At 68.0% G+C, this 14,057-nt stretch carries 13 protein-coding genes; 10 read left to right on the top strand and 3 right to left on the bottom strand.

From position 1 onward, the window contains the following. Positions 1–101: 101 nt before the first annotated feature. Positions 102–740, bottom strand: a complete 639-nt coding sequence (locus AB4Z01_RS11665) for a TetR/AcrR family transcriptional regulator (RefSeq protein ID WP_441693619.1) — start codon at positions 738–740, stop codon at positions 102–104. A gap of 93 nt (positions 741–833) precedes the next feature. Here AB4Z01_RS11665 and AB4Z01_RS11660 point away from each other — a divergent pair, with 93 nt between their 5' ends. The 3 genes from AB4Z01_RS11660 to AB4Z01_RS11650 are packed head-to-tail and all read left to right on the top strand — an operon-like array spanning position 834 to position 3,775. Beyond that, positions 834–1,835, top strand: coding sequence for an efflux RND transporter periplasmic adaptor subunit (locus AB4Z01_RS11660; RefSeq protein WP_441693617.1), 1,002 nt, complete (start codon positions 834–836; stop codon positions 1,833–1,835). 3 nt (positions 1,836–1,838) lie between these two features. Further along, positions 1,839–3,086, top strand: a complete 1,248-nt coding sequence (locus tag AB4Z01_RS11655; protein WP_441693615.1) for an ABC transporter permease — start codon at positions 1,839–1,841, stop codon at positions 3,084–3,086. Beyond that, positions 3,083–3,775 (top strand): ABC transporter ATP-binding protein, encoded by a 693-nt coding sequence (locus AB4Z01_RS11650; protein WP_441693613.1) that lies wholly within the window; start codon positions 3,083–3,085, stop codon positions 3,773–3,775. The genes AB4Z01_RS11655 and AB4Z01_RS11650 overlap by 4 nt, the downstream gene beginning before the upstream one ends. Before the next feature lie 78 nt (positions 3,776–3,853). Here AB4Z01_RS11650 and AB4Z01_RS11645 read toward each other — a convergent pair whose 3' ends face one another. Then, complete coding sequence (locus AB4Z01_RS11645) at positions 3,854–4,204, bottom strand: winged helix-turn-helix transcriptional regulator (RefSeq protein ID WP_441693611.1); 351 nt, start codon at positions 4,202–4,204, stop codon at positions 3,854–3,856. Positions 4,205–4,308: 104 nt separating this feature from the next. Between AB4Z01_RS11645 and AB4Z01_RS11640 the strand changes: the two genes are divergently transcribed. The 3 genes from AB4Z01_RS11640 to AB4Z01_RS11630 all read left to right on the top strand — a co-directional run bounded on the left by AB4Z01_RS11640 (position 4,309) and on the right by AB4Z01_RS11630 (position 9,625). After that, on the top strand, positions 4,309–5,058 hold the full coding sequence (locus AB4Z01_RS11640) for an SDR family NAD(P)-dependent oxidoreductase (protein ID WP_441693609.1): 750 nt from the start codon (positions 4,309–4,311) through the stop codon (positions 5,056–5,058). A 332-nt stretch (positions 5,059–5,390) separates the two neighbouring features. Beyond that, complete coding sequence (locus AB4Z01_RS11635) at positions 5,391–7,577, top strand: hypothetical protein (RefSeq protein ID WP_441693607.1); 2,187 nt, start codon at positions 5,391–5,393, stop codon at positions 7,575–7,577. A 5-nt stretch (positions 7,578–7,582) separates the two neighbouring features. Next, entirely contained in the window at positions 7,583–9,625 is a 2,043-nt protein-coding gene (locus AB4Z01_RS11630) for a glycoside hydrolase family 5 protein (RefSeq protein ID WP_441693605.1), read from the top strand. Between the two features lie 21 nt (positions 9,626–9,646). On the opposite strand, the gene AB4Z01_RS11625 is transcribed toward AB4Z01_RS11630, so the two are convergent. Beyond that, positions 9,647–10,219, bottom strand: a complete 573-nt coding sequence (locus AB4Z01_RS11625; RefSeq protein ID WP_441693603.1) for a TetR/AcrR family transcriptional regulator — start codon at positions 10,217–10,219, stop codon at positions 9,647–9,649. Between the two features lie 101 nt (positions 10,220–10,320). Here AB4Z01_RS11625 and AB4Z01_RS11620 point away from each other — a divergent pair, with 101 nt between their 5' ends. The 4 genes from AB4Z01_RS11620 (at position 10,321) to AB4Z01_RS11605 (ending at position 13,974) form a co-directional block, all read left to right on the top strand. After that, complete coding sequence (locus tag AB4Z01_RS11620; RefSeq protein ID WP_441693601.1) at positions 10,321–11,136, top strand: oxidoreductase; 816 nt, start codon at positions 10,321–10,323, stop codon at positions 11,134–11,136. 65 nt (positions 11,137–11,201) lie between these two features. Then, positions 11,202–12,203 (top strand): NADP-dependent oxidoreductase, encoded by a 1,002-nt coding sequence (locus tag AB4Z01_RS11615; RefSeq protein WP_441693599.1) that lies wholly within the window; start codon positions 11,202–11,204, stop codon positions 12,201–12,203. A gap of 86 nt (positions 12,204–12,289) precedes the next feature. Further along, positions 12,290–13,216: an ABC transporter ATP-binding protein gene (locus AB4Z01_RS11610; protein ID WP_441693598.1), complete on the top strand. Its 927-nt coding sequence runs from the start codon at positions 12,290–12,292 to the stop codon at positions 13,214–13,216. Beyond that, positions 13,213–13,974 (top strand): ABC transporter permease, encoded by a 762-nt coding sequence (locus AB4Z01_RS11605; RefSeq protein ID WP_441693596.1) that lies wholly within the window; start codon positions 13,213–13,215, stop codon positions 13,972–13,974. Before AB4Z01_RS11610 ends, AB4Z01_RS11605 begins: the two co-directional genes overlap by 4 nt. Positions 13,975–14,057: the final 83 nt, after the last annotated feature.

The following is a 14,057-nucleotide window of genomic DNA, read 5'->3' as shown; positions in this document are numbered from 1 at the left end:
TCATTGCGAGCGCAGCGAAGCAATCCAGGGCCGCTCGCACCGGCTCCTGGATTGCTTCGTCGGCTTCGCCTCCTCGCAATGACGGTGAGGAACCGTCAGCCCTACCCCTTCGCCTCCGTCAGCCCGAGCTGCTGCAGCAGCCGGGCGAGATAGGCGCGCAGATCCTCGGCGGTCGGCGGGGCCGGGTCGATCAGCAGGCGGTGCAGCATGGCGCCGCCCATCATGTCCTGCAGCATGGCGGTGTCGGCCGAGGCCGACAGCTCACCGCGCATCTTCGCCTGGTCCAGCATCACCCCGAAGGCCTCGCGCCGCGGCCGCAGATAGGTCTCCCAATAGATCGCCAGCAGCCGCGGATGGCTCTGCACCGAGCCGATCAGCCGGGCCAGCAGCTTGCGGTTGTCGTCGCTCGCCATCAGCTCGGCGCCCGCCTCCATCATCCGATGCAGCGTCGGGCCCAGCGGCAGCTCGGCGAAGTCGCGGAAATCGGTGACGCCCATGTCGCGCTCGGCATCCTCGCGCACCCGGCCGATCGCCTGGGCCAGCAGCTCCTCCTTGGACGACCAGCGCCGGTAGATCGTGGTCTTGCCGACCCCGGCCCGCTTGGCGATGCGCTCGATGCTGGCACCCTCGACGCCATGATCCAGGAACAGCGCCAGCGCCGCCTTCAGGATCGCCTCCTCCGCCGCCCGGCTGCGCGGCCGCCCCGGCGCCCGCCTGTCCCCGGATTTCGCTGTCGTCACATCGAGCCCTCCATGCCTTCGCTCGAATCATATATCGAAACGATACTGTCTCGTATATATATTCTCGCCGACTCGCCGCTTCCGGAGCCGCAGTTGAAGACCGTCCGCATCCTGTCCGCCGTCCTGGTGCTCGCGCTGATCGCCGGCGCCGCTTTCTGGCTGTTCGGCCGCCCCGCCGCGGTCGCGACCGTTACGCTCAAGCGTGGCGAGGCGGCGCAGATCGTCTACGCCACCGGCGTGATCGAGCCGCGCATCTGGGCGAAGGTGACGCCGATGGTCCAGGAGCGGATCACGGCGATGTGCGACTGCGAAAGCGAGCCGGTCGAGCCCGGGGCCGAGCTGGCCCGGCTGGACAGCCGCGAGGCCGAGGCGACGCTGGCCGAGCTGAAGGCACGGCACAAGCTGGCCTCGGCCGAGCACGAGCGGCAGCTGGTCCTGGCCGGCCGCGCCGTCGCCAGCGTCCAGGCGCTGGACCAGGCGCGCAGCGAGCTGTCGCAACTGGAGGCGCTGATCGCCGGCCAGACCGCGAAGCTGGAGAACTACGTCCTGCGCGCGCCGATGCGCGGCCTGGTGCTGCGCAAGGATGGCGAAGTCGGCGAGATCGTCGACCCCGGCACCATCCTGTTCTGGGTCGGCGAGCCGAAGCCGCTCTGGGTCATCGCCGACGTCAACGAGGAGGACATCCCCCTGGTCGCCGTCGGGCAGAAAGCGCTGCTGCGCGCCGACGCTTTCCCCGGCAAGGCGCTGCCGGCCACGGTCGACAGCATCACGCCGAAGGGCGATCCGGTGGCCAAGACCTATCGCGTGCGCCTGGCCCTGCCGGACGACACGCCGTTGCGGATCGGCATGACGGTCGACGTCAACATCGTCAACCGCACGGTGCCGAACGCGCTCCTGGTCCCGACCGAGGCCACCAACGGCGACGCCGTCTTCGTGGTCGATGGCGACAGCCGGGCCCGGCGCCGGACGATCGCGGCCGGCATCCGCGGCATCCGCGACATCGAGGTGCGGTCCGGCCTGGCCGAGGGCGACCGGGTGATCACCCCCTTCCCCGAGGCGCTGGCCGACGGCGCCCGGGTGGCGCCGGGGGGCTGAGCCATGCGGCTGCTGCTCGACCTCGCCGTCACCCACATCGTCGGCCGCGGCCGGCAGACGCTGGTCGCGATCCTGGGCACGGCGCTGGGCGTCGGCTTCTCGATCGCCATGGCGGCGCTGATGCAGGGCGGCGAGGATGATTTCGTCGCCCAGCTGATCGACACCATGCCGCATGTCCAGGTCACCGATGAGCGGCGCACGGCGGCGCGCCAGCCGGCCGAGGACGAATTCGACGCGGTCGCGATCGCCGGCCTGCGGCCACGGGACGACCGGCGCGGCATCCTGAACCCGACCGCCGCGGTGGCGGCGCTGAACGCCTGGATCCCCGGAAAGATGTCCAAAAGCCTGAAGACCCAAGCCGTGGTCCGCTATGCCGGGCAGGACATCGGCATCAGCATCTTCGGCGTCGAGCCGCGGCAGGAAGCGCGAATCTCCTCGATCGCCCAGGATTTCCGCCAGGGCAGCTTCGATTCGCTGATCGCCGGCGGCAACAACATCGTGGTCGGGGACAGCCTGGCGAAGCGGCTGGGCGCCGATCTCGGCACCACCGTCACCCTGGTCTCCGCCACCGGCCAGAGCCGCGCGGTCAAGATCGTCGGCCTGTTCCACACCGGCGTCACCGCCCGCGACGAGGGCGAGGGCTATGTCCTCCTGAAGATCGCGCAGATCCTGAGCGAGCGGCCGAACGCGATCAACGAGATCCGGCTGAAGCTGGACGACCCGAACGCGGCTCCGGCGGTGGCCAAGCGGGCCGAGGCGCTGATCGGCTACAAGGCGGTGGCCTGGCAGGAGGCGAACGAGTCCCTGCTGGAGGCCTTCGTCATCCGCAACATCATCATGTACACGGTGGTCGGCGCCATCCTGCTGGTGGCCGGCTTCGGCATCTTCAACATCGTCTCGACCATCACCCATGAGAAGGCGCGCGACATCGCCATCCTCAAGTCGCTCGGCTTCGAGGCGCGGGACATGCGCCGGCTGTTCCTGCTGGAGGGGCTGGCGCTCGGCCTCGCCGGGTCGCTGGCCGGCTGGCTGCTGGGCTTCGCCCTGTGCTTCGGCCTGTCGCAGGTGGAGCTGCACATCTCCGGCGGCACGGTGGGGCGCGAGATCACCAAGCTGCCGCTGACCTGGAGCCCCTGGCACTATCTGATCGCCGCCGGCTTCGCCCTGGCCGCCGCCGGGATCGCCGGCTACCTGCCGGCCCGCCAGGCGGCCAAGCTGAACCCGGTCGACATCATCCGGGGGGCGACATGAGCGCGCTCATCGAGGCCAAGGGCCTGACCCGGGTGCTGCCGGAGACGGTGCCGGTGACGCTGGTCAAGGACGTGTCGCTTGCGATCGGCGAGCGCGAGCTGGTCGCGGTCACCGGCCCTTCCGGCTCCGGCAAATCCTCGCTGCTCTACCTGCTCGGCTTGCTCGACCGGCAGACCGGCGGGACCTTGAGCATCGCCGGGAAGGATGCATCGGCGCTGGGCGAGCGGGACCGCGCCCGGCTGCGGCTGGAATCGATCGGCTTCGTCTTCCAGTTCCACTTCCTGCTGCCGGAATTCACGGCGCGGGAGAATGTCGAGATCCCGATGCGCAAGCTCGGCCGCCTCGGCGCCCGGGAGATGCGCGAGCGGGCGGATGCCCTGCTCGACGCGCTCGGCCTCGCCGACCATCGCGGCAAGCGGCCGGACCAGTTGTCCGGCGGCCAGCGCCAGCGCGTGGCGGTGGCGCGGTCGCTGGCCAACGACCCGCCGCTGCTGCTGGCCGACGAACCGACCGGCAGCCTCGATTCCCACAGCTCGGAGCAGGTCTTCGCCATCCTCTCGGCGCTGGTGCATGAGCGCGGCAAGACGGTGGTGGCGGTGACCCACGACATCGACCTCACGGCCCGGATGGACCGGCGGGTTCATCTGGTTGATGGTGTGGTCACCAGCGATGAACGGAATGGGGGGTAAGGATGCCTCCAGGCCCGGACGATCGTGACGCCGAACCTCGATCTGCCAATGCCCGTCGCCAGCTCGGCTGAGCGGAGTCTAAGCCGACAGCCGCTGAAGCCGGGGAATCCGCTCGATCTCGGCCCGATGCGCGTCACCCCAGGCGCAGAGCGGAACCAGCGTCGCGGCGAGGGATCGGCCGAACTCCGTCATCGCGTATTCGACGCGCGGCGGGACCTCGTGGTGATCGGTCCGGGTCAGGATTCCGTCCTGCGTCAGCTCCCGCAGCTGCTGGATCAGCACCTTCTCGCTGATCCCGGCGACGAGCTTCCTCAGTTCCCCGAAACGGCGCGGCGCGCCGTTCAGATGGAACAACACCAGCGGCTTCCACTTGCCGCCGAGCACGGCGAGCACCGCATCGAGCCCGCAGGAAAACGGCCGCTGATCCATGATTCATCCATACTTACCAACAGGTAGGTTCTAGCACGATGGAAAGTGCCAGACCATCTCCTCGGCTCGAGCGCATCGCTCGCCTCCAGCAACCAGGACAAAACATGGACAGGCTCAAGGACAAGGTCGCCGTGGTCACCGGCGCGAACAGCGGCATCGGCCTCGCGATCGCGAAGCGTTTCGTGCGGGAAGGCGCCCGAGTCTTCATGACGGGCCGGCGGCAGGCGCAACTCGATACTGCCGTGCGCGAGGTCGGCACGAATGCCCGGGGCGTACAGGGGGACGTCGGCAATCTCGCCGATCTCGACAGACTCTACACCATCATCGGCGAGGAGGCCGGAACGATCGACATCCTGGTCGCCAATGCCGGACATGGCGAGTTCCTGCCCCTGCAGAACATTACCGAGGCCCATTACGACGCGATCTTCGCCAGCAATGTGAAGGGCACGCTGTTCACCGTGCAGAAGGCCTTGCCGCTGCTGCGCGACGGCGCCTCGGTCATCCTCACCGGCTCCACCACGGGCGTCACCGGCGCGCCGGCGATGAGCGTCTACAGCGCCAGCAAGGCCGCGATCCGGAACTTCGCGCGGAGCTGGATCCAGGACCTGGCGCCGCGCCGGATCCGGGTGAACGTCCTGGTGCCGGGCGCCACCTCGACGCCGGGGTGGAATGGTCTGACGGCCACCGAGGAGCAGCGGCAGGAGATGCTGCGCTACTCTGAAAGCGTGGCGCCGCTTGGCCGCCTCGGCGATCCGAGCGAGACCGCCGCCGCGGCCCTGTTCCTGGCGTCGGACGAGAGCAGCTACGTCACCGGCAGCGAGCTGTTCGTCGACGGCGGATCGGCGCAGATCTGAGCAGGCTTCGATACGCCTGCGGGACATGTGGCACGGAGCGGCCGCCCGGCGCGGCGGCCACCCGCGTGAAATTCATATGAATTTTGTCGGCTTTGCACGATCAGAACTTGCGCCTGTTGCAAGAATATGTCGGCGTGGAACGACATATAGGAAGTGATTCGCGGCGGGGATTCCGAGCCCCGCCCTCCAGCAGGCCGGATTGGTTTGGCGGCGCTGGATCCAACAGAGATTGTTTCGTGCGGAGGGGCGTTCGGGGCCGCGGCTGCGTGTAGCCTTTCTGCGCATGCGGGCGCGTGACGGTCCCGATCGACACATAACGGGAGGGGGACCCGGTGAAGCATAGACTCATGGCCGTCCTGCTGGCGGCGCTGTTCCTGTTCATGCCTGGCCTCGGCCACGCGCAGCTCACCTGGAAGCCGGGCAATCCCGGCGGCGGCGGCGCGTTCAACTCCCCCGTGGTGACCAGCGAAGGGTACTGGGCCGTCGGCTCGGACCTCGGCGGCGTCTATCTGAGCCAGGATGCCGGCGCCACCTGGACCGCGATCGGATCGGCCCAGGGGCTGACCGTCACCCATATCGCGTCGCTGGCGGCGCGCCCGGGCAAGCTGCTGGTCGGCACCGATGGCGGGCTGTTCGTCGGCAACAGCAACGGCACCGGCTTCAGCCGGAAATACGCCACCGGCTACATCGCCGCGATCGCCGTGTCGGCCGATCCGAACATCATCTACGCCGCGGTGCATCCGCAGTGGGACAGCCTGAGCCCCTACATCATCCGCTCCAACGATGCCGGCCAGACCTGGAGCGCGACGGGGTCCAACCTGCCCGCCAATCTGCGCATCACCGGGCTGCGCACCCATCCGGTGGATCCCGACGGCGTCTGGGCGGTCAGCGGCCGCGGGCGGTTTCCGGACACGCCGGAAAGCTCGGTGGTCTACCAGGCCCATTTCTCCGCGGATGGCGGCGCCACCTTCGCCCGGATGGATCCGCAGCAGGGCAAGCTGGTCGACATCGCCTACGGCCAGGACCCGTCGAACCTGAACCTGATGTATGCGACGGTCGCCGCGACCGGCAACGCGCCGCGGGTCTACAAGTCGCTGGAGACCGGATATTCCTGGACGCTCGTGACCTCCGGCACCCAGGCGCCGTCCGGCATCATCCTGGCCGACCCGGCCAATTCCAGCCATGTCCGGGTCGTCGGCCTCGACGATCAGGCCCTGCGCCCCGCCGGGACCTATGGCAGCTTCCTGTGGGAGAGCAGCAACGCCGGGACGAGCTGGACCAAATACACCCTGAGCGTCAGCGGCGGCTGGTCCCAGGCCGATGAGGTCTGGGGCATGGGCTTCAGCTACCAGGGGCTGGGCCAGACCATCGGCACCAATCCGGCGAATGCGAACACCGTGCTGTGGACCAACAACCAGTTCCTCTACGGCAGCGGCGATGGCGGCAAGACCTGGAGCGACCGCGTCTCCACCGCCGTCAGCGGCAAGTGGCGCTCGCGCGGCATCGACAATGTCGTCCCGATCGTGATCGAGCAGAGCGCGGCGGACGCCAACACGGTCTATGCCGGCTACATGGATCTCGGCCTGTGGCGCTCCGACGACGGCGGTCTCGGCTGGACCAGCCTGAACGCGACGGCCTACACCGGCGGCTGGGCCGGCAAGGGCGGCAACAGCCTGAGCGTGGCGGCGGATCCGAGCCGCGCCAATGTGGTCTGGGCCCAGCTGGGCGGCAATATGGAGAATTGCGGCACGCCCTGCGACGAGCCGCTGTACCTGGTGAAGAGCGCGGACAAGGGCGCGACCTGGCAGAACATCACCCAGGGCCTGCCCAGCCCGATCCGGCGCCTGGAGGGGCTGACCGTGGCGCCCGACAGCACCGCCAACTTCCGCTGGGTCTACGCCGCCGTGAATGGCGACGTGTATCTCAGCGAGGATGACGGCGTGTCGTGGGCAAAGGTGCTGGACTGCCCGAACGACGACTGCTTCCGGATCTATTACACCGACACCAACGGCGTGCTGGCCCTGTCGGCCGGCACGGTCTACCGCTCGTGGCAAGGCGGCAGCGCCGGCACCTGGAGCGCGTTGACCCTGCCCGCCGCCATGACCAGCGGCTGGACCCCGGGTCAGCACTGGCTGCACGACGTCTGGACCTATAGCGGCCCGATGGACCTGGCCAGCCGGGGCGGCAACATCTGGGTCGCGGTCAAGGGCACCGGCAAGGGCCTGTACCGGTCGGCGGATTACGGCCAGAGCTGGACCCGGGTGCGGGCCGACGACCAGGGCCGGACCGTGACGGTCAATGCCAGCACCGGCCGCGTCTATTTCGGCAGCTCCAGCGCGGTGCATGCCGGCGGCTACGCCACCACCAGCCAGGGCGTGGTCACCAGCGCCGACGGCGCCACCGGCTGGACGGCGCAGAACCAGGGCCTGGCGTTTCCGTTCGCGCTGTTCGCCAGGGTCGCGGCCAATGGCGCGTTGTGGCTGACCTCGCCCGGGCAGGGCGTGATGAAGTGGCGGTGACACCCATGCGCAATCGCTTGCTCCATGGGCTGGTCCTGCTGCTGGGACTGCTCGGCGTCCTGAGCTTCGGCAGTGCCCGCGCCGCCGACCCGGTCGCGATCTACGCCGATGCGCTGCACGCCGGCTGGCAGGATTGGAGCTGGTCGTCCGGCCAGAGCCTGACCAACGGCACTACGGTGCATGGCGGCAGCCGGTCGATCCGGGTGGTGCAGAGCGGCTGGGGCGGCCTGTATCTGCACACCGCCTCACTCAACACCACCGGCTATGGCGCCTTCACCTTCTGGGCGCATGGCGGGACGGCCGGCGGCCAGCAGCTGCAGCTGCAGGCCCGCGACACCGCCGGCAATCCGATGGTCAGCGTGCCGCTGGCGCCGCTGCTGGCCAATCAGTGGCGGCAATATTCGGTCGACCTGTCGGCGCTCAACGCGCAGGACCGGCAGATCACCGGCTTCGTCATCCAGAACGCCACCGCGTCCACCCTGCCGGCCTATTTCGTCGACGACATCGGGCTCAGCGTCGCGCCGACCCGGCAGGTCCTCTACGACGACCAGTTCCGGAACGGCTGGACGCCGGGCAACGGCTGGAACATCAGCAGCAACACCGCCACCACCAGCCCGGTGCATGCGGGCACCAAGTCCATCGGGATCACGCCGACCGGAGCCTGGGGCCAGTTCTATTTCGACAAGGAGGGCTTCAGCACCGCCGGCTTCGACACGCTCGAGCTGTGGGCCCATGGCGGCACCGCCGGCGGCCAGGTGGTGTCGGTCGACGCCTTCCGCGCCGGGACCTTCCTGGGCACCGCGGTGCTGGCGCCGATGACCGCGGGGCAATGGACCAGGTTCGAGGTGCCGCTGGCCGATCTCGGCATCGCAAACACCACGATCGACACCCTGGCGATCAAACACTATTCGGATCAGGCTGGCCCCCGGTTCTACCTCGACGACCTGGCCATGACCGGGCCGGGCACCGGCCCGTCCAACGTACCGATGAGCGGCCTGCATGTGCAGGGCAACAAGCTGCTCAACGGCGAGGGCCAGACGCTGTTCATCCACGGCGTCAACCGCGGCACCACCGGCTTCGAATGCGTGCAGGGCTACGACGCCACGCCGCGCGACCAGGCCTTCGTCGACGCGGTCAAGTCGTGGAACGCCAACGCCGTGCGGGTGCCGCTGAACGAGCAATGCTGGCTGGGCATCAACACCACCAGCGCCAACGCCCCCTATATGGGCGCGACCTACCGGCAGGCGATCATCGACTACGTCAACCTGATGACCGCGAACAACCTGGCCGTCATCGTCGACCTGCACTATGCGATGCCGGGCACGCTGTCGACCATCGGCCTGAACTTCCAGCCGATGCCGAACGCGGACCATTCCGTGACGTTCTGGACCAGCGTCGCCAACGCGTTCAAGACCAACAGCGCGGTCATCTTCGACGTCTACAACGAACCCTATCTGCTGAACGACCCGCCCGTGGCCCAGGCCTGGACCTGCTGGCGCGACGGCGGCAGCAGCTGCTCGGTGAAGGTCGCGGAGGGCTATGTCGACACCAGCACGCCATACACTGCCGTCGGCATGCAGACGCTGGTGAACACGGTGCGCGCCACCGGGGCGGAGAACGTGCTGATGGTCGGCGGGCTCGGGCTCGCCGGCGACCTCAGCCACTGGCTGACCTACAAGCCGACCGACCCGGAGGGCAACATCGTCGCCTCCTGGCACCAGTACAACTTCGCGACCTGCACCAGCGAGCAGTGCTGGGAAGACGAGGTCGGGCCGGTGATGGACCAGGTGCCGCTGATCGTCGGCGAGTTCGGCATGGCCGATCACTTCGGCGCCAGCTGCGACACGAACTACCTGGACCGGCTGTGGGCCTTCGTCGAAAGCAAGCAGCAGGGCTTCATGGCCTGGAACTTCAACACCTGGCCGGGCACCTGCGGCACCAGCGACTTCAACATCGGCCTGATCACCGACGAAGCCGGCACCCCGTCGGACTACGGCTCCCAGTACCGCAACCACCTGAGCGGGCTGACGAGCATCTACCCGGACTGACGCCGGCATCTCTCACCGCGATCACGGAGGCGGCTGGACCAGCATCCGCGCCGCCTCCGCGCCTGCCGCCAGGATGCGATCCGACAATGCGCTCCCTTCGACGGCGCGGGCGAGCTGAAGCGTGCCGATGAGCGTCGCGAAGACGCCCAGCACGACGTCCTCCCGATCCCGGGTCTCCGGCGGCAGCGCCGCCGCCACCTCGCGCACCAGGGCGAGGAAGCGCTCGGCATAGACGCTGCGCGTCTCCGGCGGCTGACGCGCAAGCTCCGGCAGCAGCGCCGCCGACGCACAGCCGGTCGCCGGATTGTCCCGATGCTCCGCCGACAGATAGACCGCGATGGCCGTCTCCAGCCCGCCAGCGGCCAGGACGTCGCGCAACTGGCTCAACTGCGCCTCCAGCGCTGCCGCCACGGTTTCGCGGACAAGCTCCTCCTTGGACTGGAAATGCGGATAGAAGGCGCCGTTCGTCAGCCCGGCGTCGCTCATGATGCTGGCGACTCCGGACGCGGCGATGCCGCCGGCCCGGAACCGTTCGGAGGCGACCTCCGTGATCCGCCGGCGCGTTGCGTCCTTTCGGCCCTTTTCGTAGCGCATGGCTTTTCCTTCGGCGATCCATTGAATTATGATCATAAGGTGATTAACTAAACATAATGCAATCGGCCGCCACTGGCAGGCTTTGTGAGTTTGGAGCATCRATGACCGCACATTCGGGAAAGACCGCGATCGTGACCGGAGCCTCCTCCGGCATCGGTGGTGCCATCGCCGAGGCGTTGGCGCGGGCGGGGTTCACCGTGTTCGGGACGAGCCGCCGGACGTCCGGCAACGGCCCGGCCGGTGTGTCGATGCTGCCCTGCGACGTGACCGACGACGACTCCGTCGCCGCCCTGGTGGCGACCGTGATCTCGCAGACCGGGCGGATCGACGTTCTGGTCAACAACGCCGGCATGGGCCTGATCGGCGGCGCCGAGGAATCCTCGATCGCCCAGGTCCGCGCCCTGTTCGACGTCAACCTGTTCGGCACCATGCGGATGACCAATGCGGTGCTGCCGTCGATGCGGCAGCGCGGCCTGGGGCGGATCATCAATATCGGCTCGATCGTGGGGCTGGTCCCCGCGCCCTATTCCACCCATTATTCGGCGACCAAGCATGCGCTCGAAGGCTATTCGGAATCGCTCGACCATGAGGTCCGCGCCTTCGGCATCCGCATCTCGCTGATCGAGCCGGCCGGCACGCGCAGCAGCTTCGAGCAGAACGCCCTCGTGCCGGATGTCATGCTGCCGGACTATGACCGGGCTCGGGCCGATGCCAATGCTCAGATGAAGGAAATGTTGGGCGCGGGCGACGACCCGAAGGTGGTGGCCGACGCGATGCTCAAGGCCGTAAGCGACGCCCGCCCGCGGCGGCGCTACACCGCCGGCAAGGTCGCGCGTCAGGTCAGCCTGCTGCGCCGGTTCGTGCCCGCGGGAATGTTCGACAAGAGCCTCCGCAAGCAGCTGCGCCTGCCGGCCTGATCCATACGGCGGCCGAAGCGCGAACGGCTTCGCCGTACCATCCGAGAACGGCAGGAAACAGTGTCATGAAGGCCTTCATCGTCGATCGCTACGGCCCCGCGGATGGCGTGCGGGCCGGCGAGATGCCGGAGCCGGAGCTGCGCGAGGACGACGTGCTGGTTCAGGTCCACGCCGCCGGCGTGAACGCCTTGGACAACAAGATCAGAAGCGGCGAGTTCAAGCTGCTCCTGCCGTTCCGCCTGCCGCTGATCCTGGGCAACGACGTGGCCGGAATCGTGGTCCGGGTGGGATCCCGGGTGCGGCGCTTCAAGGCCGGCGACGAGGTCTATGCCCGGCCGCATCACAACCGGATCGGCTCCTTCGCGGAATTGATCGCGATGAACGAGGCCGACGTGGCGCTCAAGCCGAAGACCCTGACCATGGAGGAGGCGGCCTCGATCCCCCTCGTCGGCCTGACCGCCTGGCAGGCCTTGATCGAGAGAGCCGGCCTGAAGCAAGGGCAGAAGGTTCTGATCCACGCCGGCTCCGGCGGCGTGGGCACCTTCGCCATCCAGCTGGCCAAACATGTCGGCGCGACCGTGGCGACGACGGCGAGCGCCGCGAATGCCGATCTGGTGAGACGGCTCGGCGCCGATATCGTCATCGACTACCGGAAGGACGATTTCGCCAGGATCCTGAGGGATTTCGATGTCGTGCTCGACACCCAGGGCGGAGCGGTGCTCGAGAAATCCCTGCAGGTGCTGAAGCCCGGCGGCAAGGTGATCGGCCTCGCCGGCCCGCCCGACCCGGAGTTTGCGAGATCCTTCGGATCGAACCCGCTCATCGGGCTGGTGATCCGCTTCCTGAGCCGCAGGATCAGGAAGGACGCACGGCGTCGTCACGTCAGCTATTCGTTCCTGTTCATGCGGGCCGACGGCGACCAGCTGCGCGAGATCGCCGCTCTCATCGAGGCCGGCCTCATCCGCCCGGTGGTGGATCGGGTCTTTCCGTTCGAAGCGACCAAGGAGGCCCTGGCCTATGTCGAAACCGGCCGGGCGAAGGGCAAGGTCGTGATCAAGGTGCGGTAGGGACAACCTCCGCCCATCGCCGGCGTGGCCGCCGCCGGTTCACGATCCAGCATCGACTCACCCCCGGCATCGGGTATGGTCGCGCCATGTCGCCGATCATCACCATCTCGAACCTGTCGAAGACCTATGCCTCCGGCTTCCAGGCGCTGAAGGGCGTCGACCTGGAGATCCGGCGTGGCGAGATCTTCGCCCTGCTCGGCCCCAACGGCGCCGGCAAGACCACGCTGATCAACATCGTCTGCGGCATCGTCCGGCCCGGCGGCGGGACGGTGTCGGTGGACGGCCACGACATCGTCGGCGACTACCGCGCCGCCCGGTCCCGCATCGGGCTGGTGCCGCAGGAGCTGACCACCGACGCCTTCACCACCGTCTGGGCCACCGCCAGCTTCAGCCGCGGGCTGTTCGGCAAGCCGGCGAACCCCGCCCATATCGAGAAGGTGCTGAAGGACCTGTCGCTGTGGGACAAGAAGGACAGCAAGATCATGACGCTGTCCGGCGGCATGAAGCGCCGGGTGCTGATTGCCAAGGCGCTGGCGCATGAGCCGCAGATCCTGTTCCTCGACGAGCCCACGGCCGGGGTGGATGTCGAGCTGCGCCAGGACATGTGGCGGCTGGTCCGTGTGCTGCGGGACCAGGGCGTCACCATCATCCTGACCACCCACTACATCGACGAGGCCGAAGAGATGGCCGACCGCATCGGGGTGATCCGCAAGGGCGAGATCATCCTGGTCGAGGACAAGGCCGAGCTGATGCGCAAGCTGGGCAAGAAGCAGCTGGCGCTGCAGCTGCAGGCGCCGCTGGACAGCCTGCCGGAGGCGCTGGCCGCGCATCAGCTGTCGCTGTCGTCCGATGGCACCGAGCTGGTCTATACCTACGACTCGCAGGGCGAGCGCACCGGCATCACCGCGGTGATGCAGGCTCTCGCCGATGCCGGGATCCGGTTCAAGGACCTCCGCACGAGCCAGAGCTCGCTGGAGGAAATCTTCGTCAGCCTGGTGAGCGAACGGCGATGAACCTCTACGCGATCCGCGCGATCTACATGTCGGAGATGGCGCGCACCGGCCGCACCCTGATGCAGAGCATCCTGTCGCCGGTGATCTCGACTTCGCTGTACTTCGTCGTCTTCGGCGCGGCCCTCGGCTCGCGCATCGAGCAGATCGACGGGGTCGGCTACGGCGCCTTCATCGTGCCCGGGCTGATCATGCTGTCGCTGCTGACGCAGAGCATCTCCAACGCCTCGATGGGCATCTACTTCCCGAAATTCATCGGCACGATCTACGAGCTGCTGTCGGCGCCGGTCTCCTATCTCGAGATCGTGGTTGCCTATGTCGGGGCGGCCGCGACCAAGTCGATCGTCCTCGGCGCCATCATCCTGGCCACGGCCGGGCTGTTCGTACCGCTGCAGGTCCTGCACCCGTTCTGGATGCTGCTGTTCCTGGTGCTGACGGCCGTCACCTTCAGCCTGTTCGGCTTCATCATCGGCATCTGGGCCGACGGGTTCGAGAAGCTGCAGGTGATCCCGCTCTTGATCATCACGCCGCTGACCTTCCTGGGCGGCAGCTTCTACTCGATCTCGATGCTGCCGCCCTTCTGGCAGACCGTGGCCCTGTTCAACCCCGTGGTCTATCTGGTCAGCGGCTTCCGCTGGAGCTTCTACGGGATCGCCGACGTCAACATTGCCGTCAGCCTGGCCATGACCCTGACCTTCCTGGCGGCCTGCCTGGCCGTCGTGGCCTGGATCTTCCGGACCGGGTACCGGCTCAAATCCTAGGCGGCCATCCGTGGCAATGCCGCCATGACTTAATTGGGGTTAACATATCCGGGGACGATGGCAGGGTGACCGCAATCGGGCCG

The organism is Inquilinus sp. YAF38 (assembly GCF_052113205.1).
Lineage (GTDB): Bacteria > Pseudomonadota > Alphaproteobacteria > DSM-16000 > Inquilinaceae > Inquilinus.
Note: the sequence above shows the minus strand (reverse complement) of the source record. Positions and strands in the feature narration are given on the sequence as shown.